A 24,542-nucleotide genomic window follows, 5' to 3' on the forward strand; every position below is an offset into this window, starting at 1 on the left:
TAAGAACTCAGAAGCCTTAATGACACTTCTATATTTAAGGCTTTGTTTTTATTGGGTTAAAGTAAAAGGTTATACTTTAACAATCAGTAAAAACAAATTTTAACGAACAAGACAAGGTTGTTTTTTAGACAGATTTTCGTTGAAAAATGGATCTTAGTACCAGATAGAGAAAATTATAAAATCAAATGGATTGACCAAAACGCATCACTAAGACATATAGGTCTGACCAGTTTTCAATAAACAATACTGATTACTGGTCTATTCAATTCCTCACACTCAATTGAAAGATCCTACATATGAAAAAAACAACGTTAGTTTTGGCTCTATTGATGCCATTTGGTGCGGTTTCAGCACAAGATAACACCATGACTCCAGAGTCAATCACATCAGCGCAAGTTGCACAAACACAATCAGATTCCACTTATACCTACGTTAGGTGCTGGTATCGAACCGATGCAAGTCATGACTCACCCGCTACGGATTGGGAATGGGCTAGAAAAGAAAACGGTGACTATTACACCATTGACGGTTACTGGTGGTCTTCAATCTCCTTTAAAAACATGTTCTACAGCGAGACCCCACAACAAGAGATTAAACAGCGTTGTGTAGAGACATTAGATGTTCAACACGACAAAGCCGATATTACCTACTTTGCTGCAGACAATCGCTTCTCTTACAACCACTCCATCTGGACTAACGACCACGGCTTTCAAGCCAATCAAATCAACCGAATCGTCGCTTTTGGCGATAGCCTTTCAGACACAGGCAACCTATTCAATGGCTCACAGTGGATCTTCCCTAACCCAAACTCTTGGTTCTTAGGTCACTTCTCGAATGGTTTTGTTTGGACTGAATACCTAGCTAACGCTAAGGGCGTCCCACTCTATAACTGGGCTGTGGGTGGCGCAGCAGGGACCAATCAATATGTCGCTCTCACTGGCGTCTATGATCAGGTAACTTCGTATCTTACTTACATGAAGATGGCGAAAAACTATCGACCAGAGAACACCCTGTTCACATTAGAGTTCGGGTTGAATGATTTTATGAATTACGGACGCGAAGTGGCTGATGTAAAAGCCGATTTCAGCAGCGCATTGATCCGCTTAACCGACGCTGGCGCAAAAAATATTCTTCTGTTCACCCTACCAGATGCGACCAAAGCGCCTCAGTTTAAGTACTCAACTGAACAAGAAATCGAGACCGTTCGTGGTAAGATTCTGGCGTTCAACCAATTCATCAAGGAACAATCAGAGTACTATCAAAGTAAAGGTGACAACGTGATCCTATTTGATGCTCACGCACTATTCTCGAGTATCACCAGTAATCCACAAACACATGGATTCAGAAACGCCAAAGATGCCTGCTTAGACATTAATCGCAGCGCCTCTCAGGATTACCTATATAGCCACAGCTTAACAAATGATTGTGCAACTTACGGTTCTGACAGCTATGTGTTCTGGGGCGTAACACACCCAACCACGGCAACTCACAAATACATCGCCACACATATACTGATGAACTCAATGTCGACCTTCGACTTTTAAAGGCATCACGCCGTTTAGATAAAAGAAAACCGCCATTAACGGCGGTTTTCTTATTTATTCGTCGTCGACTTTAGGAGCGACTTTCTTTTTAGGAATGAAGACTGAATCACCCACTGCCACATTTTGGTGGAAGCTCTTATCGCGCTTAACAGGTTTCTTCGGCGCTTTCTTCACTTGTGGCTTATTAGCCTTCTTCGCAGGACCGCCTTTCTTGAAAGATGGCTTACGAGGCTTGATACCCTTGAACTTACCTTTCAGGCCTTCAAGTACTGAGAAAGTAAGATCTTGTTGTAGGTAAAGCTCTACACGCTTGAAGCTGTCCCAGTCTTTTGGACCAACCAAAGAGATTGCATCACCTTTATTACCAGCACGTCCGGTACGACCAACACGGTGAACGTACTCTTCAGTGTGCTTAGGCATATCAAAGTTAATCACGTGACTCACGTTCGGGATATCAATACCACGAGAGGCAACGTCTGTCGTAACCAAGATCTTGTACACTGCACGCTCAAACTGACTCATGATCGCGTTACGTTGTGTTTGGTTAAGGTTACCGCTCAACGCTACTGCTTTTAACTTCTTCTCGTTCAGCTTTTCTGTAAGACGATCAGTATCAGCACGTGTTGCCGTGAAGATCATCACCTGACGGTATTCTGCTTCTTCCAAAACACGATCAAGAATCGCTTCTTTATGATCAAGGTGATCACATAGGTAGAACTTCTGAGTGATATCTAGGTGCTCTTCATTTGAAACACCGATTGCGATACGTTTCGGGGCATCTAGCATTTCGTTAGCAATGCCATTTACCTCCGCGTGATCCAGCGTTGCAGAGAACATCAGCGTTTGACGACGACGATGCTTAGCTGCGTTAGCAATACGGCGAAGCTCTGGAGCAAAACCCAAATCAAGCATACGGTCTGCTTCATCTAAAATCAGTGTCTCAACACCATCTAAGAACAATGAACGATGCTCTAGGTGGTCAGCAAGACGACCTGGTGTTGCCACAATAAAACGTGGGTATTTGCGCAGTGCTTTCACTTGATCGTTAAAGTTTTCACCACCAAGAATTAACGCTGCATCGTAAGACAACCCACCAAGCATGCTACGAAGCTCGCCATACACTTGCTTTGCCAATTCACGCGTCGGAGCCAAGATTACACCACGTGGATCACGAGCAGAAAACGCTTTTGTTTTTAATGCTTTGTGAATCATCGGCAGTACGAAGGCCAATGTTTTACCTGATCCCGTTTTTGATGAAGCCAATAGATCCTTACCGGCAATAGCAACAGGGATCGCTTTCTGTTGGATCTCTGTCGCTTTCTTAAAGTCATAATGTTTTAAGTTCTTCAGTAAGCGATTATCTAAGCCTAAATCTTTAAAGTGCAAAGGACTCTCCAGTCTTGATGGTATTGAACAAAATTATTTTAACGTGACATGATACCGCGAAACCCCGTTATAAGGATAGAGATCACAGAAAATTTATCCGGGATTCTTAGTGAGTGTTCTATCACGGATACGGTAAATTCGTGTTAAGCATCAAAAAGATATGGCCCTGACAAAGAAGAAGGTCATGCCATTCTCATTTTTGAGAATCCGTGTGACACCTTGCTAATTACCTCAATAATTTGGCAATTTTTCTTAGGATCGCTTTTGCGCTTAAGTAATTAGTCGCTACAATCAATGTTGAAGCGACTATATGATTAAGAATGTATAGCGCATCTAATGATGATTAATAAGCAAGGAGTTCTTATGAATAAGGTGTTAATCGCAGCTGCAGCCTCTGTATTTGTATTGGCAGGTTGTTCTTCTGGTCCTGAAGAGGCGGCAATGTCGGATGTGGAACAGCTATCTAATCAAGTTGCTCAACTAACTAGTGAAGTTGAAGCACTTAAGAATGAAAAAGCCGAAGCAGAGATGAAAGCTCAAGAAGCAAATGACGCGGCGATGGCAGCGAAAGAAGAAGCGATGCGTGCTAACGAGCGTATCGACAATATCGCAAGCTCTTACACTAAGTAATCTATTTACTAAAAGAGTTCATGCGCCACTGTTTTTACAGTGGCGCTTTTGTTTTCGGCCAAGTATGGTTTACAAAGCTGATTGAGAGCTGAATTGCAGGACGAATTAAAGACTTATGCCTACCACTGCTGAGTACGCGGTGCTATCTCTACAGGTACACCGTTCTGAGCAAAAATCACGGATTTAGCTTTCGAGTTAGAGACATCAGCTTCATCCAGCCACCACTTCAACTCGATAGGAATCGTTAATGGCTTTTTAGAACCATCGCTACGTGTTAAGGGCTCATGCGCTTCAACAAATACGCTACGATCGGGCTCCAATGCCACTTTGATCGGTTCATTGATTATCGTGACCTTCTCGCCCTTATTCACTTTCTCGAACAGCCATTCAATGTCTTTCGGCTCCATTCGAATGCAACCGGAACTGACACGTAGTCCAATACCAAAGTCTTTATTGGTTCCATGGATAAGATAGTCTCCTGCACCGTAAGCCAACCTCAACGCATATTCCCCTAGTGGGTTCTCTGGGCCTGCTGGTACGACTGGTGGAAGCTCAATACCTTTGCTCAAGTACTCTTCGCGAATGGATTTCGGTGGCGTCCATGTTGGATTCGGTCGTTTTTGGCTAATCGTCGTCACCATCTCTGGTGTATCTCGCCCTACTCGACCTATCCCCACAGGAAACACATGAACAAGGTTCTTCTCCGGTTCAAAGTAATAAAGCCTTAACTCGGCTAGATTGATGACAACGCCTTGGCGTGGAGTGTCAGGAAGAATAAAGCGACTAGGAATACTTAACACATAGCCTTCAGCCGGCAAGAATGGGTCGACCCCTTTATTTGCAGCCATTAGAGACAAAAAGCCAATATCATACTGCTTAGCGATCAGAGCTAACGTTTCTCCAGCAACGACTTCATGGTGCTGTATTCGGCCAACAACACGACTATCACTCGGTGGTAACTCAAAGGTTGCCCCGACACTAAAGGCGGAATAAAGACTAGTAGCCAGCAGCGAAGCAACGGCAATGCGTGTTTTAATTATTCGTTTTTTTACTACGTTAAGAAGCGTTGAGCTTAAGAGGTACGACATAAACAACCCTGTTTTTTATTATTATCATTTTAGATTAATGCTGAATCCTTGTCTCGACAATGCTCGTTATCGGCGTTTCGCACACGAATCACGCCACATTCGCTGCTTCCTTCCTCAAATCAACAGATATCGGCTCGGCAAAATCGATTGCCTTTACGGTTTCAACATTTTTAGTTATTAACGATCAAACAATTGTTGGAAACGCCTCTTTTTGTGACCTGCTTCTCAAGGAGCACCGTTTTAACTCGCTAATATTGCCTCAACGAAACGAATTCAATTCAACAGAAACGGTAATTAAAAATTCTGTTCCTATAATTACCGCTATAAATTTGGAGAACGACAATGGCTACACCTCATATTAACGCACAAGCTGGTGATTTCGCTGAAACTGTACTGATGCCGGGTGACCCACTTCGCGCAAAATACATCGCTGAAACATTCCTTGATGACGTGAAGCAAGTTTGTGATGTTCGTAACATGTTCGGCTACACAGGCACTTACAAAGGTAAGAAAGTTTCTGTAATGGGCCACGGTATGGGTATCCCTTCATGCTGCATCTACGTACACGAACTTATTGCTGAGTACGGTGTAAAAAATGTTATCCGTGTTGGTAGCTGTGGCGCAGTACGTGACGACGTTAAACTAATGGACGTTGTTATCGGTATGGGTGCATCAACTGACTCTAAAGTTAACCGCATTCGTTTTAACGACCACGACTTCGCAGCAATCGCTGATTTCGGTCTTCTAGAAGAAGCTGTAAACCAAGCGCGCGCTCAAGAAGTACCAGTGAAAGTAGGTAACGTATTCTCTGCAGACCTATTCTACACACCTGAAGCAGACATCTTCGAGAAGATGGAAAAACTAGGCATCCTAGGTGTAGACATGGAAGCGGCAGGTATCTACGGCGTTGCTGCAGACCTAGGCGCGAAAGCACTAACAATCCTAACAGTTTCTGACCACATCATCCGTGGTGAAAAACTAAGCTCAGAAGAGCGTCAAAAATCGTTCAACGACATGATGAAAGTAGCTCTAGAGACAGCTATCAACATCTAATCATTGATTAACGATACTTTGAAAAGCAATACCCCGCAGCCAAGTTCGCTTGGCTGCCCAAATAATCCCGAGGGGGCGATCGTGTCCAACGACGAGCTGCCAAAAGACGCGGACGGTTTACAACTCAACTTTTGTAAAACATTGGCGTGTGACAACTTTGGCTTGAGCGATGCAAAACGTTATGTTTTGCAACATGCAAACCCAAAGCGTCCAGCGATGGTTTGTCGTGAATGTGGAGCTTTCCCCCCCTTACTTAACAACCATGAAGTTTTGAATGAACTTCATCGGCTTCGTCACCTCCATAGTGACGGCCTTCCTGCTTGTCGCAATGATGATTGCGATAACTTTGGGCTTTCTGTCCACACTCACAAACACCTATACCATGCTTTTGGCTACAGCGGGGATAGACAACGCTATCGCTGTAAAGATTGCCAATCGACGTTTGTTGATAAATGGTCAGGCTCTAACAAAAAACTGCAATTCCAAGAAAACCTCATGGGCCTTTTGTTCATGGGTTATTCCGTACGTGAAATCTGCCGCAAGTTAGAGATCAACCCAAAAACCTTCTACGATCATGTGGATCATATTGCGAGCCGCTGTCGTCGTAAGCTGGCGATGATCGACGCGCGTTGGGTGAATCACGCGAAGGATTACCAATTTGCTTCTGATTACCAACGACTGCAACCACATAGCAACAATGGCGTTGTGTGGATCGCTACTGGTGAAGCTCACTCAGGCTATATCCTTTGCCAACACGTCAACTACTCTCAAAATGAAGAGCCCATTGGCAATGTTGATCATAACCCTTACGACTCTGTCGCTCGATTCGTCTCAAAAGAGCACTCTTCTGAGGCTAACTTAGAGCTACCAACCACGTCTGATGATCTTAAAAAGCGCATTGAGCAGCAATACCAAGTGATTCTTGCTCGCGGCAATGTCGAAGATCCGATGGGTAACCTCACCTCTTTTAGCTACCCATCTAAAGGCGCTTTGGTTCGTCCGCCTTATACCTCTTATGCTCATTTCTTACATGTATTAGACATGTGTGATGAGAGCAAACCGGTGTCTATCTACTTGCCTCAAGATCCGCTATTGCGTTCAGCAGCACTGAGTGTCTGCCTGCCAAGGATCCAAAACAACAACGTTGATCTGATGTATGTTGAAGAAGATGCCTTGTGGGATGACAGTCTAGGGTTTGAAAAAATCGATATTGTGCACATGAGTTGGTGGCGAGACCGTTGGGCGATAGCTAATCAAGGTGACAAGCAAAAAGGTATCTGTTACCTAGCGGGTAACAACACTCAACCAGAACATTGGTTCGAGCACGCATCTCTAAAACAGACCAAGTTCTATCAACAGCGATTCCAGGTCCTGTTTGATGGCTTTATTAACGAACCAAGACGTAAACTGCGTCCTGGTGGCATCCTTCCTCTGCTCGATATCTTTAGAGCTTGGCATAATTTGTGCTATCAAGATAAAGAGGGGCTGACCGCAGCACAGCGCTTGGGTGTTGCTGAACAACCTCTCACCTTGAAGCAACTGCTGTCGTAACGAAAAGATAGTCATCTAGCTGAATATGCTAGAAGTGGTTGAATACCAAGTAATAACATGAGGTAGCACTCATTAATCAAAAAGATCATTACTTGGTATCACCTCTTCGTTAGATAATTAGTGCTTATCCTAAATCACACACTTATAATGATGGTGTTATCAGTATGTTCGATAATTAATGGACTTATGCCTTGGACAAAAACCAGTATCTAATTGAAACAGAGCTTGAGCAACTCAAAAAGCGTATAGACTCAGAACCCGCCGTCGTCTTCGAGGTAGCTGAGCAATGCTTGGTGAGAGCAGAACAGGTTCTGTTTGAAGAGGGAGCGATTCAGTCATTGATGTTGATGTCTCGCTGTTGCTGGAATCTTATGGATTATCGCAAAGGCTTAAAGTACATCAAAGACGCCTATAAACGCCAAAGTCGACTCGATACTGATCTCTTTCTTCCTGAAATTCTCCACCTTCATGCGCTTCAGTTCTGGGGCCAAGCTAAATACTACTCCGCTCAACAATACTGGATTAACGCGCTCGAACAGTCTGCGTTGGTCGACGAACTTGAAATTCAAATCGAATGTCTAATTGGGCTTGGTAACATCTGGCGCATCACCCATGAGTACAAACTCGCACGCTCTACCCACCAGCTTGCCGTAAAGGTGGCAAATAATAGCCGAATTGGGTGGCTGGAAGGCAAAGCGAGAATCCTGCTCGCGTGGGACTACTACCTACTGAATAATTACGTTGAGATGCTATCGGTGCTTGATGGTGCAGAAGAAGCGCTAAAAGACCACCCAGATAACACGTGGCATGCAGAGGTTTGGGACTTTAGAGGATTGGCACTGCTTGGGCTTGAACGTCTTGATGATGCTGAACAAGCGACCGCCAAAGCGCACAAGCTGGCTGTTGAACACAACCTAGTATGGATGAAAGCGCACTCCTTCATTAGCCGTGCTCGCTTAGAGTTATTAAGAAAGCGACCACACCAAGCATCTGAACTGCTTACCCATGCGGAGCAATCAGCAAACGAGTTTGATAACGGTGAGTTGCTAAGCCAAATTTGCTACCAACAATCTCTGGTTGCTGAAGAGAATCAAGATTACGAAGCGGCACTGATCGCCTTTAAAAAATACCGTCAATATTCGACCAACATGCTTCGTGAGCAGACGACACGTGTCGGATTAGATAAAGCTCGCAGCTCAAAACGCCAACTCGAACAACGCGCCCGTAAATTGATTAACCGAATTCGCGGTCAGTACGAGTATGACCCAGAGAAGCAATTCTCTCACGTGGTATCAGAAACGTTTTGGTGGGAGCAGTTGGTGCTGTTTAAAACCGAGCTCAAGCGCTCAAATCACAGCATCATTATGTTCCAGCACGACGACCCCAACTATCTCGAAGTATGTACTGAACTCGCTCACACCTTCTGTAACCAAGAAGATTTCATCTCACGTTTGAGCGGTGAACGCGTTGCGCTCATGCTGGCAGAGAAAGGCAACGCAGCGCAAGCTATCTTCGACAAACTCACCACCATGCTCAACATCTACCCTTGGCATAGAAAGGGACTTAAAGGCGCTCCGCCCGTCGTGACACTTCATGACATCTTGACCTTCCCGTTCACATTAGAACAACTAGAAGAAGACGAAGCTGAGAAAGAGACTGATGGAAACGTTATTAAATAAGATCACGGACGCAGGTTTAGACCCTTCTTCAGTTTCTGGCGAAGAAGCGATCATTTTCTGGGATCACATTCGCCAGCACATCGCGACTACACAACAAGAGCAGGCACACTGCTACATTATTAGTTCTGAATATCGTGCTGAGTTGCAACAGAATCAAATCAGTATCGATGAGCTGCGCGCCGCGCTCGATCTTCTAACCTTACCCAGCGATGTTGAAGACATACTGACAGTCAAAACCAGCCTTAGCAGTCGCTTGGTGGAAAAAGGGGATTACACTGCCGCACTCAATGAGTTTATCAGCTCATCGACGATTGCCGTTGAACACGGGCATATTGACGAGTACGTAATGGCCATCTTGGGCATGGGTAACCTGTGTGATGCTTATGGCGATCACAACCGAGCGCTGCGCTATTACCAAAAAATCAGCAGTATCGATCATGCCATCAGTAGTCGCCTACTGCGTTTGAAGTTCAAGCTTCACATGGTCGCTAGCTTCCTTCATCTCAACCGAATCACCGCAGCCAGCGATCTGCTTCGTGAGTGTGAAGAGCTGAGTATTTTGGTGAGTAATAAACTACTGACCGCGCAGATTTCGCTCTACCAAGCCAAAGTTTACCGCGCTCAGAAAAAATATCACGAAGCCTTACGCTGCATCTCATCTGTTCAGCATACAGCAACCAACACACAGGCGAGTTGGTTAGCCACTATGATTCGTTTAGAGCTCGCACATTGCTTAACTATCATCAACAAGCAAGATTACGCGAGTATGATTCTCGAGAGCACCAGCAAGAGAGTAAAAAGCTACTCATCGCCGGTGTTGGCTAAGCGCTTCTACGACTCCATGAGTGAAGTCTGCATGCACCAAGGGCGTTATAAAGAAGCGTTAGAGCACGAGAAAAAAGGCTACCGCATCGAAACCGACCTGATGAAACAGATTCCGATCAGTGAGCTTGGGGCAAGTCAACTGCGACGTCTATCTCGCTTCGAATTGCAACTAAAACTCATCTTGTCTGAACAAGAGAACAAAGAGCTTAAAGAGACCACTGAGCAGCATAAAAATGCGGTAGCTCAGCTGCAACAAGACGTATTTACCGACCCACTGACAGGCCTCCATAACCGTCGTTGGCTAGATGTAAAACTCAAAGACCTTCTTATTCACAATACACCGTTTGCACTGCTGGTTGTCGATATCGACCACTTCAAATCGATCAATGACGAGCTAAGCCACCTGGTCGGTGATAAAGCGATCGTTAGTGTGGCGCAAGAGTTAGCGGGTTACTTTAAATTCCGCGGCGCTTCTTGTGTGCGTTTTGGTGGTGAGGAGTTCTTGGTTATTTTGGAAAACGCTACTCAAGCTCAAGCCGCTATGCACGCGGAGAATTATCGAGAACGTATCTTCCAATATGGTTGGCATGAAATATTAGGTGAACGAGGACTAACCGTCAGTGTCGGCATTACGCTCCATCGTGATGGTGAGAACACACAACGTACCTTCTACCGTGCTGATAAGGCGCTCTACCGAGCCAAAGCAAATGGACGAAACCAAGTCTGTACCGAGTAACCTTATTTGATAGAAAGCTTGGTAAATAACAACGATAAAAATAGAGAGATCATCGCCTCTCTATTTTTGTATCCAATGTTTCAAAGAAAAAACAGAGAAATACCGCCGACGGCGCACAACGTCCCTATTAAGCTCTGCTTTGATATTGACTCCCCTTTGAAGGCATATATGACCAGAATAAACACTGGGCTAGTCGCAATTAGTGTTTGTGCAATCGCAGGGTTGGCATGCTTAAGCGCCACTTGTTGAAGCCAGAGTGCGAGGAAGGTCCCGACAAAAATCGCCCCCAATAGCCACGCTTTGTCGTTTTTGCCCATCTGTTTTAAGTGTCTAGCCATGCTAGAAAATGGCTTAGGTTCGCAGAATCGAATCATTAGGATCACTGCAAAAACACCAACCACTAAGCGAATCAAAGCACCGACTAAAGGTGGGATATCACCGGCGACCAATGCATAGTGCGAAATAACCACTCCGGATGCCTGACAAACACTGGCCAACAAACCGTAACCGACGCCACTCCAATCAACACTTTCTTCTTGCTGACTAGGCTGAAACACAACAAAAGTCACCGCCAGTGTAGTAATGATCACCCCTAGCCAACTCTGCAAAGAGAGTGCGGCACCGAGCAGCATTAAAGCCAACACGCCAGATAAAGGCGGCGCGAGCGATTCAAGCAATAACGTCTTGTTTGCCCCTATTCTTTTCAATGATGCAAAATAAGCGCTATCACCTATCGCGATACCTATGATTCCTGACACCGCTAACACCAAGATATGAGTCGACTCTAATTGGAGATCGGGCATCGGCATCAAAGGGATAACAAGCATCATCATCACCGAGGCTACAACCCCTTTGACGATATTCAACTGCATCGCAGAGAAACGATGGCTAAACTGACTGTAGATCCACGTAGCCCCAGCCCACACAATAGCGGCTCCAATCGCTGCTACTTCACCTACATAACTCATTGGTTCACCTGCTTTCTCACCTTATCGCTCTCCTTAGCTTTAGAGTAGTAAGTGCACACTAACAAAGGCTCTAATAGTATCAATCTATTGTTTATCGGTGTCCGTTCTAAAAATCATATACAAACAAATCATTTTTATAACAATTACTTGTACGATAGCGTACTATATTGATAACTCATAAATAACATTACAAGGATCTGTTATGTTTTTAGACTATTTTGCACTCGGCTTATTAATTTTTGTTGCACTAGTCATTTTTTACGGAATCATCGTGATTCATGACATCCCATATGAAATCGCGAAAGAACGTAATCACCCTCATCAAGATGCCATTCACGTTTCCGGCTGGGTTAGCCTGTTTACGCTTCATGCCATTTGGCCATTCCTTTGGATTTGGGCAACGCTATGGCGTACAGACCGTGGCTGGGGTTTCGCTAAGCTAGAAGAAGAGCAGCACGATACTCATCACCGTGTTGATACACTCATCGACCAGGTCACCGCCCTTCAACAAGAAGTCGCAGCACTCAAACAAGCGGTAGCGACGCAACCGTCGGCAGACACCCCAAGCCAAGAACAGTCAAAAGATCAGGAGGTTAAGTAATGGATTTACTACTGATAATGACCTATGCGGCACTTTGTATCACCATCTTCAAAGTGTTTAATATCCCTCTTAACAAATGGACAGTCCCGACCGCAGTACTAGGTGGTGTAGTCATCATTGGCACCCTTATCTTGTTGATGAACTATAACCATCCATTCACTCAGATTGGTAACCAAGTCTACTCAACCACACCGATCGTTTCAGGTGTTAGAGGTAAAGTAATTGAGGTACCGGTTGAACCAAACAAGCCTCTGAAAAAAGGCGACATCTTATTTAAGATCGACCCTATCCCTTTTGAAGCAGAAGTGGCGAAATTAGAAGCAAAAGTAAAAGAGGCAAGCCAAGGTGCGCTAGGTCTTGAATCTCAGGTTGCTGAAGCTGAAGCAGCGAAAATCAAAGCGATTGCTGAACGTGACAAGGCGCAACGTGAGTTTTCTCGATACCAACGCGGCTTTAATAGCGGTGCCTTCACCGAGCAACAACTGGATACTCGTCGCCAAGCATACAAAGCGGCAGAAGCAGCGCTTAAAGTGGCTGAAGCTAGCCAAGAGCAAGCACAGATTGCACTTAACTCTGAAATCGGTGGTGAGAACACGGCAGTAGCTGGCTTATTGGCTGACTTACGTAAAGCACAATTCGATCTTGACCAAACGGTTGTCCGTGCTCCAACAGATGGCTACGTGACTCAATTGGCACTGCGACCTGGTGTTATGGCGGTTCCGTTGCCACTTGCACCCGTGATGACCTTTGTTCACACTGAAGAGCAGTTCTATACCGCGGCATTCCGTCAGAACTCGCTACAGCGTCTACAGCCAGGCTTTGAAGCAGAATTTCTATTCCGTGCGCTTCCGGGCAAGGTATTCAAAGGGCGCATTGAAGAGGTGCTTCCTGCGATTGGTGAAAGCCAAATCCAAGCTCGTGGTGCACTCCTGGGTACTGAAGCACTCAAAACCAGTGGTCGTGTATTTGCGAAGCTAACGATTACCGACGATCTATCGGAATATCACCTTCCAATGGGAACAGCGGTCGAAGTTGCGGTTTATTCTGATAGCTTCACCCACGTATCTGTTATGCGTAAGGTTCTGATTCGTATGAAGAGCTGGCAAAACTACCTCTACTTAGATCACTAACGTTTCAACACGCTCACTCGAGTGTTAACGACAACGCCAAAAGCCAGACACTGTCTGGCTTTTTTTGATGGTTATAGGCCAAAAACTCCGCATATCCGTCACCCTTTAACCAAGCCCTTAAAGTTATTTAGACATCCAGACACTTATCTTTCCTTGTGGCGTATTTCTACTGTATAATGCGCGCCTTATTTTTTATATTTGCCTAAAAAATCGTCTTTAAGACTTCTTATAATTCAATGGCGAATAAACGCTCTTTATAAAGCAAATTTTTCATTTGAGGTTATCTATGAACTTTTCAGCGAAAACTGTCGTCGTCATTGCCATCGGCGCTGCCCTATACGGCATTGGTGGTCTACCTATGTTTGGTGTGCCTGTCTTTGCCAACACCACTCTTAAGCCAGCAATGGCAGTGCTTGCGCTGTTCTCTGTTCTATTCGGCCCAATCGTAGGCTTCCTTGTCGGCTTCATCGGCCACTGGGTTACCGACCTTTTCGCTGGTTGGGGCGTTTGGTTAACTTGGGTATTGGGTTCAGGTATCGTGGGCATGGTCATTGGCCTATTCCCAGTAATGACGAAGAACCGCCTTGCTCAAGGTGAACTACCAATGAAAGATTTTGCTCTTTTCGTCATCTTAGCGCTAGCAGGTAACGTGGTAGGTTACGGCTGCTCAGCATTCTTAGACACGATTCTTTACGCAGAACCGTTCACTAAAGTCTTCACGCAACTTTCTATCATTGCAGCAGGCAACACAGTACTGATCGCTGTGGTTGGCTTCCTAATTTTGAAATCTGTTGCAAAACGCAATAAGCAAAGCCGTAACCTAACAGAGGCATAAGCGTTTAATGACTATCGCATTTTCGAACTTCTCTTTTAGATATGAGTCGCTGGATAAACCGACGCTAAAAAATATCAATCTAAGGATAGAGAAAGGAGAGAAAATCGTCATTATTGGACCAAGTGGTAGCGGCAAGTCTACCCTTGGTCAATGTTTAAATGGCTTAATCCCTCACGCTACAAAAGGCGAAGTGACCGGTAAATTGGAGATGTCAGGCAAAGATTGCGCTAGCTTCTCTATGCATGACTTTACTGAACAAGTCGGCACTGTTCTTCAAGACACTGACAGCCAGTTTGTTGGTCTTAGCATCGGTGAAGATATTGCCTTTGCTCTAGAAAACCAACTGATGTCAAACATCGACATGTATCCGTTAGTGAAATCGACCGCAAAGATGGTCGACCTAGCAGACATGCTTGAACGCTCGCCTCACGACCTCTCTGGCGGCCAGAAACAGCGTGTTTCACTGGCGGGCATTCTTGTTGACGAAGTAGATACACTACTCTTTGATGAGCCGTTAGCGAGCTTAGACCCAAAGACGGGCAAAGCGACTATCGAGATCATCGATCAACTACATCGTGAAACCAACAAAACCGTCATTATTATCGAGCATCGTCTTGAGGATGTGCTGCATCGCCATGTCGACCGTGTGATTCTGATGGACCAAGGTGAGATCATTTCCGACTCGACGCCTGATGAGCTACTTGCGTCAGGGCTTCTCGAAAAGCACGGGATCCGTGAGCCTCTGTACCTTTCAGCGCTAAAAGCTGCACAGGTACCACTTTCAGCAAAAGACACCCTCTCGAACTTAAAGTCACTAGATTACAAAGCGTTTAGGCCAACAGTTCAAGGTTGGTTTAACCAACGTCCACCAGCACAAGCTGAAAAGCAATACACACCGCTACTTGAAGTACACGGTCTTACCTACTCCTATGATGGTGAAAAAAACGCGCTTGAAGATGTCAGCTTTAAAATCGGTAAAGGCGAGTTTGTTTCGATTTTAGGCAAAAACGGCTCCGGTAAATCGACCATCACCAAGTTGATCATGGGTGTAATTGAGGCTGATTCGGGTTCTGCGTACCTTAACGGCGAAGACCTAAGTACACTCTCTATTTTTGAGCGTAGCCAGAAAGTCGGCGTTGTTATGCAAAACCCAAATCATATGATTTCACACCATATGATTTTCGACGAAGTGGCATTCGGTCTGCGTAATCGTGGTATTGATGAAGAGACCATCAAACAGAAGGTTGAATCAGTACTAGAGCTTTGCGGCTTGAGCAAGTTCCGTCACTGGCCAATTGAAGCTCTAAGCTACGGACAAAAGAAGCGTGTCACCATAGCAGCTATTCTTGTTCTTGAGCCAGAATTATTGATTCTCGATGAGCCAACAGCCGGTCAAGACTATCGAAACTACACATCTATGTTGGCGTTTATTCAAAAGCTAAACAGAGAATTGGGTATTACGGTGGTGATCATCTCTCATGACATGCATCTGGTGCTTGAGTACACCACACGCTCTATTGTAATTGCTGACAGCAAACTTATTGCCAACGCACCGATGACTGAAGTGTTCAGCCAACCTTCGCTATTAGACCGTGCCAACTTGTGTACCACCAGTATTTACGAACTTGCGACAATGATGAAAATCGAAGATACCAACGCATTTATGCAGTACTTCATCGACTACGAGAGAAGCGCAATATGAATGCCTCTAAGATAAAGTTTGGTATCAACTATATCGATACTCAATCTCCACTGCACGCATTGAACGGTATCACTAAGTTCGCACTGTTTCTCGCTTGGGTGACGGTCGTACTGACAACCTTTGACTTGCGCTTGATCGTATTGCTAATCACAACAGGTCTATTGCTACTCAAAATGACAAGAGTACCGGTCAGTGTTTATAAGCCACTGCTGATTGGTACATTTAGTGTTCTGAGTTTGAATGCGTTGTTTATGTATTTGCTTGCCCCTCAACAAGGTACTGAACTGATTGGAAGCGAGCATATTCTACTGACGCTGCCGGGTAACTACTCCTTGAGCCAAGAGACACTGTTTTATCTCATTACCGTGACTCTGAAGTACATGAGCATGTTCCCAATTGCATTAATCTTTGTGTTTACAACGCACCCAACAGAGTTTGCAGCAAGCCTTAACCGCATTGGCGTACCTTATAAGATCGCTTATGCCGTTAGCCTGACACTGCGTTACCTACCAGAGGTTAAAAAGGACTTCATCAACATCATGCATGCCCAACAAGCACGTGGTGTTGAGTTGTCAAAGAAAGCGCCGCTCGTGGCTCGCATTAAGAATGTTGCTAAGATATTGGGTCCACTCATCTTTTCGAGTTTAGACCGCGCTGATGAGATTTCGAACGCGATGACACTACGTGGCTTCGGACATCATAAGTCACGTACTTGGTACAGTACAGCGCCTCTTAAGAGGGCAGATTACATCGCTCTTGTCATTATCGTGCTGATTGTCGTTCTGGCAATCACCAAACGAGTATTAGAACCAGAGCTGTTTTGGTATCCATTCTAATTAGCTCTCACCTTAAAATACTAAGTCATAAAAAGCCGCTTTAACCAAGCGGCTTTCTTATTGTTATTTTTGAAACTTATTTTTTTATAAAAATTAATATGAATTATTTGTTTCATAATTGCGATATTTAAGTTATCGGATTACCATACCCTAAATCCAGAACAGCATCCCAATACCACATGGCTCGTATTACCCAGCAACAGAAAATAGAAAACCAAAAAAAGTACAACCAAGTCGTTCTAGACCTATTCTTGGCGGAAGGTCATGAGTCGCTCACGTATGCACGTATCGCGAAAGAGATTGGCGTGAGCTTAACAACACTGCAAGGTTACTTTCCATCAACTCGCGCGATTAGAGCTGCTCTACATGGGCATATATTGCCAATTATCATGAAGCCTCTAGATTTCACGAATGAGAACACCTTCTATGAATCTTGGGATAAAGCTCTGGATGAGCCACAATTTCAGAGCGTCATGAAACTGATCTTCTTCCATGCATCACAAGCAGAACAACCAGAAGGTTTTGATTTGCAAGCTGATGGTGCTTTTCGTGAAAAAGCTATCGAAAGCTTTGGTAGTAATGCAAGACAAGTCATTGAAACTGTTATTGGTCGCTCGCTTCTTAGAATGACTACCTTTAGGCCGAACTAAAGGCACTGCCTAGTTAACAAGAATATATTAATAGCGATTAGCAGACATAAAAAATGGGAGCCCTGAGGCTCCCATTTTGCTTTCAATCTTACTTAGAGATCTTTAACACTAGTTCAGCTTGTAGAAGACTGTCGCCAGTGGTGGAAGTTTCAGTTCAATCGACGTGTCCAAGCCTTCGCTTTGCACTGCTTCGATTTCAGCCACCTCTTTTACTTCAAAACCACTGCCGTTGTATTTAGCATCATCAGTATTGAGTAATAGGCTGTACTGACCTTGTGCCGGAACACCCAGACGGAAATGCTCGTGCGGTACCGGTGTAAAGTTCGATACAACCAACACGCGTTCACCTGATTCACTGATACGCTCATGAGCTAGGATACTCGCCTCTGCAGAGTCTTGCAGACGCCACTCAAAGCCTTGTGGGTCGAAATCTAAGTCATGCATCGCAGCTTCATTACGGTAAAGGTGGTTAAGATCTTTCGTCAGCTTTTGAACACCTTGGTGACGTTCGTAGTCAAGTAAGAACCATTGCAGTTGGTCATCGTGGTTCCATTCTGCTGTTTGGCCGAACTCAGCGCCCATGAAGTTAAGCTTCTTACCCGGCTGCGCATACATGTAACCCATGTAAGCACGCAGGTTAGCCGTTTGCTGCCATTCATCACCAGGCATCTTATTGTGAATAGAGCCCTTGCCGTAAACCACTTCATCATGCGATAGAGACAATACGTAGTTTTCACTGTGCGCGTAAACGAGTGGGAAAGTAATCGTGTCGTGGTGATACTTACGGTTGATAGGGTCTTCTTGGATGTAAGACAAGCTATCGTGCATCCATCCCATGTTCCACTTAAAGCCAAAACCCAAACCGCCCATGAATGTCGGTGCGGATACACCTGGGAATGCCGTTGATTCTTCCGCGATGGTCATTGCATTCGGGAAGTGTTTGTAGACTTCTTCGTTCATCCACTTCAATGTTGCGATGGCATCGTAGTTCTCATTGCCACCGTCGACATTTGGCACCCATTGGTCATGGCTGCGCGAATAATCGAGGTAAAGCATCGAAGCCACAGCATCCACACGGATACCATCAATGTGGAATTGCTCAAACCAATACAAAGCATTAGAAACTAGGAAACGACGAACATGCTCACGACCTAGGTCGTAGATGTACGAGTTCCAATCCTGATGCCAACCACGACGTGGATCTGGATCGTGGAACAGAGGCGTGCCATCGAAATTAGCCAAGCCATGATCATCACTTGGGAAATGTGCTGGAACCCAGTCAAGTACCACGCCAAGACCGGCTTGGTGACACTGGTCAACAAAATATTTGAAATCGTCTGGTGAGCCAAAACGGCTCGTCGGTGCAAATAGACCCACTGGCTGATAACCCCATGACCCGTAAAACGGGTGCTCTGAAACAGGCATCAATTCAACATGGGTGTAACCAAGATCCGTTAGGTATGGAATCAGTTCTTTTGCAAGGTCGCGGTAATTTAAGAAATCACCATTAGCATCACGCTTCCAAGAACCCGCATGCAGTTCGTAGAAAGACAGAGCTTCTTTACGCTTTTCCGTTACTGGACGGCTCTGCCACTGGCTGTCTTGCCACTGGTAACGAGCGTGATCATAAGTCACCGAAGAGAACGATGGGTACTGCTCAGAATAGAAGCCCCAAGGGTCAGCTTTGTGTGGTAGACCTTCGCCATTTGGACCTTTCAGTTCGAATTTGTATTGCGCGCCCTCTTCTAGCTCAGGGATGAATAGACCCCAAATGCCATAATCAAGACGCTGCATTGGGTGGCGACGGCCATCCCAAGAGTTGAAGTTACCCACCAAGCTCACCGCTGACGCATGTGGTGCGTAAACTAAGAATCGAATACCAGAAATTGTGTCCCCATCACGCTCTAATGTAATAAACTGAGCGCCCATATGATGGTACATATCTTTTGGTGTATGCAGTGCTTCGTAGCTCGCATACAGCTCATGGTATTGATATGGGTCGTCTAAGATTTGTTCTACACCAGCCCAATCAACAGCCAGTTTGTAGTGCGCAAAACGCAAATCACGCTCTTGCTTTAAGACAAAACCACTGTCGCCTTCGCGCTCTAATTCAACACGAGGTTCGTCGCCAACAATCAACTCAACTTTGTCTGCGCCTGGGATCCATACGCGCAATGCACCTTCATCAGAAGGAAGATACGGACCTAAACATGAGAATGGGTCAGCAAACGAAGCCTGTGATAGTTGGGTATATATTTGTTCTTGCTTTGAAATTGAACTCATTTCCAAAACCTTTCTCCCTAACCAAACATCCAAAAAATATAAAATAAAAATGCCCGCTATGGATGCGGGCAATATAACGACGATCTATTGTACCTGACGTACGGAAACGTTTGAGTGACCAAGATTATAGTTTCTTATGCAACAAGCAAAAATCTCAGTATTATCGGGCCACTCAAGCATATTAGTTACCCGCTTTTTCACGAACTTCGGTCAGACGAGAAGCAATACGGTTAACACCATCGTGAGCAAAAATCTCATCAAGGTTCATCGATAGCTTACGACGCCAGTTCGGGTATTCGTCTACCGTACCTGGAATGTTTACAGGCTGGTCCATTTCTAGCCAGTCTTCCAATTGAACACTTAGAAGCGTTGAAGACCCTGCCGCAACGTGAAGTTGTAGCGCTTCAGCTAGGTAAGAGTCCATTGGCACTTGGCTCGCATCACGACCTACACCATCCGGTAGGAAACCATGCCATGCAACAGAATCTAGAATGCCCTGCTTACACTCAAGACGGTCATCAAACAGACCATTCAGCTGTTCTTGATTTGGGTACAGGCCAATCTCTTGACCCATCTTCAGGTCATCACAGTGCCAGAAGCCACGTAGCGTCGGCATATCGTGCGTACACAGTGCAGCCATTGATTGTGATGCGTAGTGTTTTGGTGAGATGAAGCCACCGTCTTCCTCAGATGTTTCGAAGAAGAATACCTTGTATGAGTGAACGCCAGCATCCGCTAAGATATCGACGATTTCATCAGGCACAGTACCTAAATCTTCACCAATCACAGAACACTGATAGCGGTGTGATTCAAGCGCTAGAATTGCTAGCATGTCTTGAACTGGGTAGTAGATGTAAGCACCTTGTGTTGCATCTTCACCTTTTGGAATCCACCACAAACGCAGTAGGCCCAGTACGTGGTCGATACGCAGTGCACCACAGTGCTTCATGTTTGCGCGTAGTAGCTTGATGTAAGCATCGTAGCCCGTCGCTTGAAGTACTTCTGGGTTTAGTGGTGGAAGACCCCAGTTTTGACCTAGAGGACCTAGAATATCTGGTGGAGCGCCAATGCTCGCATCCATTACTAGGTTGCCTTCGTCCGCCCAAGTTTCGCTACCAGAATCAGCAACACCTACAGCAAGGTCACGGTAAAGGCCTACAGCCATACCCTTCTCTTCAGCCAGAGATTGTGCGTCGTTGATCTGACAATCGGCTAGCCATTGTAGGTACATGTATAAGTGTACTTTCTCAATGTTCTCTTTGATGTATTTTTGAGTCGCCGGGCTTTCAAATGTGCGGTATTTCTCTGGGAATACAGGCCAGCCCCACATGTTAGAATCTTCCGCGTGCAGCTCTGCATGTAGTGCATCGAACGCTGCTTGATGCATTAGGCTATCACCGCCCTCTTCAACGAACGCTAGGAATGCTTGAGCACGGTCGCTGTTTTTGTCTAGGTGACGATGTTTGAATTCAGTGAATAGCAGCGGAAGAATGCTCATCTTCAGCTCAGACACTTCTGTGTAGTTAACCCAGTGTGCGTCGCGAGCTTTCTGCAGACGCTGTTGGAACTCTGCGCTGCCTACTGTTTGTTGCGCTTCTGCGCTCAACGCAAACTCAGGCACTGAGCTCACATCGATATATAGGATGTTCAACCAACGGCGTGAAGATGGGCTGTATGGGCTCGCACCTTCTGGGTTTGCTGGGAACAGAGAGTGAATTGGGTTAAGACCCACGAAATCACCACCACGCGAAGCGATGTCAGCCACCAACTGTTTAAGGTCACCGAAATCACCGATACCCCAGTTGTGTTGAGTGCGAAGTGTGTAAAGCTGAACACTTGGACCCCAAAGCTTCTTACCTTGCTCGATTGGGTTCTGTTTGAAACACGCTTTTGGCGTGATGATCAGCGTCATTTCGTAAGGCTTTTTACGGCGCTTACGGCTAACCACAAGTTTGTGATAACCCCATGCCAAATCGTTTGGCAATGCAAACACTAAAGGGCCACCCTCTGCACGTTCGTCTCGTACAACTTGAGATTGAAGATAGCCTTCAAGTACCTCTCCTTGCTCAGTTTCTAAACGCCAGCTGAACTCACTTTCACGAGCACTCACACCTAGATTTAGTGCAACCTCTACAGGCTCACCATCGCGCAAGACAAGAACTGGGTCTAATACATCTTTCTTGTGTTTTTTCTCTGCAGACTTAAGCAGAGCGTCGTCGCTGCTTGTGTCGTAGCCCAATGAAGCCAATAGACGAGTTAATGTTTCGTCAGATACTTGTGCTTCATCGCCCCACGCACTTACGTAACTGTCGGCAAGGTTTGCCATTTCTGCGACTTGTTTTAATACGCTTTGTTCTTTCATCGCTCTCTCCGAAAACGCGCTAACGCTTTCAATTTTGTAGGGTTATTTGTCTAAGTTTATTTATTTTCAATTTAGCTTTGAGCCAACTAATTGAGCCAAGGCAGAAACTGCCTTGGCTTATTTGGGGTCTATTAACGTTTAACCGCTTCTAGTTTCCAAATGTTGTTCACGTAGTCGCGGATTGAGCGGTCTGATGTGAACTTACCAACCAATGCGGTGTTAAGGATGGCTTTCTTAGCCCAGCCCGCTTGGTCTTTGTATTGCTTGTCCATGTCTTCGTGTGCTTTCACGTAAGAAGCGAAGTCCGCTAGACATAGGTATGGGTCACCGCCATCTAGTAGGCTATCAAACGTTGCACGTAGTAGACCTGGTTGACCTGGAGTGAACTCTTCACCCGTTAGTAGGTCAAGTGACGCCTTCAGTAGTGGGTCTGCGTGGTAGTAGTCGTAAGGGTTGTAACCTTGCGCCTTCACCGCTTGAACGCCATCAACGTCTAGGCCGAAGATGTAGATGTTCTCTTCGCCAACTTCTTCGCGAATCTCAACGTTCGCACCATCCATCGTACCGATAGTTAGAGCGCCGTTTAGAGCCATCTTCATGTTACCCGTACCTGATGCTTCTTTACCCGCTAGCGAGATTTGTTGAGAAACGTCTGCCGCTGGGATGATGATTTCAGCCATGCTTACACGGTAATCAGGAATGAATACCACTTTCAGTTTGTTGCCAATGCGTGGATCGTTGTTGATCTTCTCAGCAATCTTGTTCACCGCGAAGATGATCTCTTTCGCTAGGTGGTAACCCGGTGCTGCTTTCGCTGCGAAGAAACATACGCGCGGCTCACATTCGAAACCAGGTTCGTTAAGGATACGGTGGTACAGAGATAGAATGTGTAGCAAGTCTAGGTGCTGACGCTTGTACTCGTGCAGACGCTTGATCTGTACGTCGAAGATAGCGTTAGTATCTAGCTCGATACCCATGTTCTCTTGAACCCAATCAGCAAGACGCTGTTTGTTTTCTTTCTTAACAGCCATGAATTCTTTTTGGAATTTCGCGTCTGTCGCGTACTTAGCAATACCCTCTAGCTGCTCAAGTTTTGCTGGCCACTCAGAACCAATCTTGTCTGTGATTAGCGCAGACAGGCCTGGGTTACAGAACTTCAACCAACGACGTGGCGTAATACCGTTTGTTACGTTAGTCAGTTTGCCTGGGAAGATCTCATTGAACTCAGGGAATAGGTCTTTCTTAACTAGCTGTGAGTGAAGCGCTGCTACACCGTTTACTTTGTAAGAGCCGATTACACATAGGTTTGCCATGCGAACCATACGGTGGAAACCTTCTTGGATGATAGACAGCTTAGCTTGCTTCTCACCATCACCAGGCCACATCTTACGAACTTCTTGTAGGAAGCGGTGGTTGATTTCAAAAATGATTTCCATGTGACGTGGAAGTAGACGCTGGATAAGCGACTCAGACCAAGTCTCAAGAGCTTCAGGAAGCAGTGTGTGGTTCGTGTAAGCGAACGTGTTTGCACTGATGTCCCAAGCAGTATCCCAATCTAGGCCTTTCTCATCGATAAGGATGCGCATTAGCTCTGGGATAGCGATTGTTGGGTGCGTATCGTTCAGCTGGATAGTCTCTTGCTTAGGTAAATCCGCCAGAGCAAAACCTGCTGCTTCGTGACGACGTAGAATATCGCGAACAGACGCTGCAGAGTGGAAGTACTGCTGCATTAGACGAAGAGTCTTACCTTTTTCGTGGTTGTCGTTCGGGTATAGAACTTTAGTGATGTTACCAGCATCGATTAGCGCGTGTTGTGCTTCGAAGTAGTCACCGTTGTTGAAGCTTGCTAGTGAGAATGGTGCGATAGCCTGACATTCCCAAAGACGCAGTGGGTAAACTGTATCTGACTCGTAACCAACGATTGGTAGATCCCAAGGCATTGCTTTAACAGACATACCTGGAACCCATTTACGAACTTGCTTACCGTTCTCTTCAACCACTTCAACGTGACCGTAGAAACCGATTTCTTGTGCTAGTTCTGGACGAGCCACTTCCCATGGGTAGCCTTCAACACCACGCCATGCATCTGGAGCTTCTTTTTGACGACCGTCTTCGAAAGACTGTTTAAATAGACCGTACTCGTAGTGTAGGCCGTAACCTACAGTTGGGAATTCTTGTGCTGCACAAGAGTCCATGAAACATGCTGCTAGACGACCTAGACCACCGTTACCTAGTGATGGGTCACGCTCTTCTTCTAGAAGATCCGTTAGGTTTTGACCTAGCTCTTCCATCGCGTGAGTGATTTGCTCGTAAAGGCCCATGCTGATCAGGTTGTTACCTGTTAGACGGCCAATTAGGAATTCAAGAGATAGGTAGTTAACGCTCTTAGCGTTCTTAATCTTCTCATCATTTTCAGTAGCAAGCAGATCAAATGTTGTCAGTTCTGCTAGAGCACGGCCCATTGCTAGGTACCATGCGCGGCTGTCTGCAGTTTCTACTGTTGTTGCGTAGGTTGCAGATAGGTGTTTCTTAACACTTTCTTGGAACGACACTTTATCAAAAGTTTTTTGCTGAGTTGCTTTCATTTCAGAAATCTCGCTTTTATTTGTTCTAATTCATCTGTGACATATCGTGCATGGTCACAATTAACTAAACATCATCCCGGTCTAACGGCTGACTAGGA

At 45.5% G+C, this 24,542-nt stretch carries 18 protein-coding genes; 12 read left to right on the forward strand and 6 right to left on the reverse strand.

The window, feature by feature from the left end:
- Positions 1–296 precede the first annotated feature (296 nt).
- Positions 297–1,544: an SGNH/GDSL hydrolase family protein gene (locus tag AC6R05_RS21750; protein ID WP_500648593.1), complete on the forward strand. Its 1,248-nt coding sequence runs from the start codon at positions 297–299 to the stop codon at positions 1,542–1,544.
- 54 nt (positions 1,545–1,598) lie between these two features.
- Here the strand turns inward: AC6R05_RS21750 and AC6R05_RS21755 are convergent, their stop codons facing one another.
- Positions 1,599–2,930, reverse strand: a complete 1,332-nt coding sequence (locus tag AC6R05_RS21755; protein WP_500648594.1) for a DEAD/DEAH box helicase — start codon at positions 2,928–2,930, stop codon at positions 1,599–1,601.
- Between the two features lie 363 nt (positions 2,931–3,293).
- Between AC6R05_RS21755 and AC6R05_RS21760 the strand changes: the two genes are divergently transcribed.
- On the forward strand, positions 3,294–3,560 hold the full coding sequence (locus AC6R05_RS21760) for an Lpp/OprI family alanine-zipper lipoprotein (protein WP_500648595.1): 267 nt from the start codon (positions 3,294–3,296) through the stop codon (positions 3,558–3,560).
- A 119-nt stretch (positions 3,561–3,679) separates the two neighbouring features.
- On the opposite strand, the gene AC6R05_RS21765 is transcribed toward AC6R05_RS21760, so the two are convergent.
- A complete protein-coding gene (locus AC6R05_RS21765; RefSeq protein ID WP_500648596.1) occupies positions 3,680–4,648 on the reverse strand; it encodes a L,D-transpeptidase family protein in 969 nt (322 codons plus the stop codon).
- A gap of 342 nt (positions 4,649–4,990) precedes the next feature.
- Here AC6R05_RS21765 and deoD point away from each other — a divergent pair, with 342 nt between their 5' ends.
- From deoD to AC6R05_RS21785, 4 genes are all read left to right on the forward strand, one after another.
- The gene (gene deoD, locus AC6R05_RS21770; RefSeq protein ID WP_032550517.1) at positions 4,991–5,701 is read left to right on the forward strand and encodes a purine-nucleoside phosphorylase; all 711 of its coding nucleotides are present in this window, start codon (positions 4,991–4,993) and stop codon (positions 5,699–5,701) included.
- Positions 5,702–5,782: 81 nt separating this feature from the next.
- Positions 5,783–7,252: a lactate dehydrogenase gene (locus AC6R05_RS21775; RefSeq protein WP_152469882.1), complete on the forward strand. Its 1,470-nt coding sequence runs from the start codon at positions 5,783–5,785 to the stop codon at positions 7,250–7,252.
- Between the two features lie 191 nt (positions 7,253–7,443).
- A complete protein-coding gene (locus tag AC6R05_RS21780) occupies positions 7,444–8,931 on the forward strand; it encodes a tetratricopeptide repeat protein (protein ID WP_500648597.1) in 1,488 nt (495 codons plus the stop codon).
- Complete coding sequence (locus AC6R05_RS21785; RefSeq protein ID WP_152469884.1) at positions 8,912–10,492, forward strand: GGDEF domain-containing protein; 1,581 nt, start codon at positions 8,912–8,914, stop codon at positions 10,490–10,492. Before AC6R05_RS21780 ends, AC6R05_RS21785 begins: the two co-directional genes overlap by 20 nt.
- Positions 10,493–10,572: 80 nt before the next feature.
- Here the strand turns inward: AC6R05_RS21785 and AC6R05_RS21790 are convergent, their stop codons facing one another.
- The gene (locus AC6R05_RS21790) at positions 10,573–11,460 is read right to left on the reverse strand and encodes a DMT family transporter (protein ID WP_500648598.1); all 888 of its coding nucleotides are present in this window, start codon (positions 11,458–11,460) and stop codon (positions 10,573–10,575) included.
- Between the two features lie 202 nt (positions 11,461–11,662).
- Here AC6R05_RS21790 and AC6R05_RS21795 point away from each other — a divergent pair, with 202 nt between their 5' ends.
- The 6 genes from AC6R05_RS21795 (at position 11,663) to AC6R05_RS21820 (ending at position 17,214) form a co-directional block, all read left to right on the forward strand.
- Entirely contained in the window at positions 11,663–12,061 is a 399-nt protein-coding gene (locus AC6R05_RS21795; RefSeq protein ID WP_285468085.1) for a DUF3302 domain-containing protein, read from the forward strand.
- Positions 12,061–13,191, forward strand: a complete 1,131-nt coding sequence (locus AC6R05_RS21800; protein WP_150896778.1) for an HlyD family secretion protein — start codon at positions 12,061–12,063, stop codon at positions 13,189–13,191. The genes AC6R05_RS21795 and AC6R05_RS21800 overlap by 1 nt, the downstream gene beginning before the upstream one ends.
- Positions 13,192–13,477: 286 nt before the next feature.
- Positions 13,478–14,026, forward strand: a complete 549-nt coding sequence (locus AC6R05_RS21805) for an ECF-type riboflavin transporter substrate-binding protein (protein ID WP_032550524.1) — start codon at positions 13,478–13,480, stop codon at positions 14,024–14,026.
- Between the two features lie 7 nt (positions 14,027–14,033).
- The gene (locus AC6R05_RS21810; protein ID WP_500648599.1) at positions 14,034–15,728 is read left to right on the forward strand and encodes an ABC transporter ATP-binding protein; all 1,695 of its coding nucleotides are present in this window, start codon (positions 14,034–14,036) and stop codon (positions 15,726–15,728) included.
- Complete coding sequence (locus tag AC6R05_RS21815) at positions 15,725–16,564, forward strand: energy-coupling factor transporter transmembrane component T family protein (RefSeq protein ID WP_500648600.1); 840 nt, start codon at positions 15,725–15,727, stop codon at positions 16,562–16,564. Before AC6R05_RS21810 ends, AC6R05_RS21815 begins: the two co-directional genes overlap by 4 nt.
- A 179-nt stretch (positions 16,565–16,743) precedes the next feature.
- Positions 16,744–17,214: a TetR/AcrR family transcriptional regulator gene (locus tag AC6R05_RS21820; RefSeq protein ID WP_500648601.1), complete on the forward strand. Its 471-nt coding sequence runs from the start codon at positions 16,744–16,746 to the stop codon at positions 17,212–17,214.
- A gap of 108 nt (positions 17,215–17,322) precedes the next feature.
- Here the strand turns inward: AC6R05_RS21820 and glgB are convergent, their stop codons facing one another.
- The 3 genes from glgB to AC6R05_RS21835 form a co-directional block, all read right to left on the reverse strand.
- Positions 17,323–19,503, reverse strand: a complete 2,181-nt coding sequence (gene glgB, locus AC6R05_RS21825) for a 1,4-alpha-glucan branching protein GlgB (RefSeq protein ID WP_500648602.1) — start codon at positions 19,501–19,503, stop codon at positions 17,323–17,325.
- A 175-nt stretch (positions 19,504–19,678) separates the two neighbouring features.
- On the reverse strand, positions 19,679–21,859 hold the full coding sequence (gene malQ, locus AC6R05_RS21830; RefSeq protein WP_150896783.1) for a 4-alpha-glucanotransferase: 2,181 nt from the start codon (positions 21,857–21,859) through the stop codon (positions 19,679–19,681).
- A gap of 131 nt (positions 21,860–21,990) precedes the next feature.
- Positions 21,991–24,444: a glycogen/starch/alpha-glucan phosphorylase gene (locus AC6R05_RS21835; protein WP_032550532.1), complete on the reverse strand. Its 2,454-nt coding sequence runs from the start codon at positions 24,442–24,444 to the stop codon at positions 21,991–21,993.
- Positions 24,445–24,542 lie beyond the last annotated feature (98 nt).

The sequence above is a fragment of the Vibrio sp. R11-SG3-ISO9 genome, from assembly GCF_059834255.1.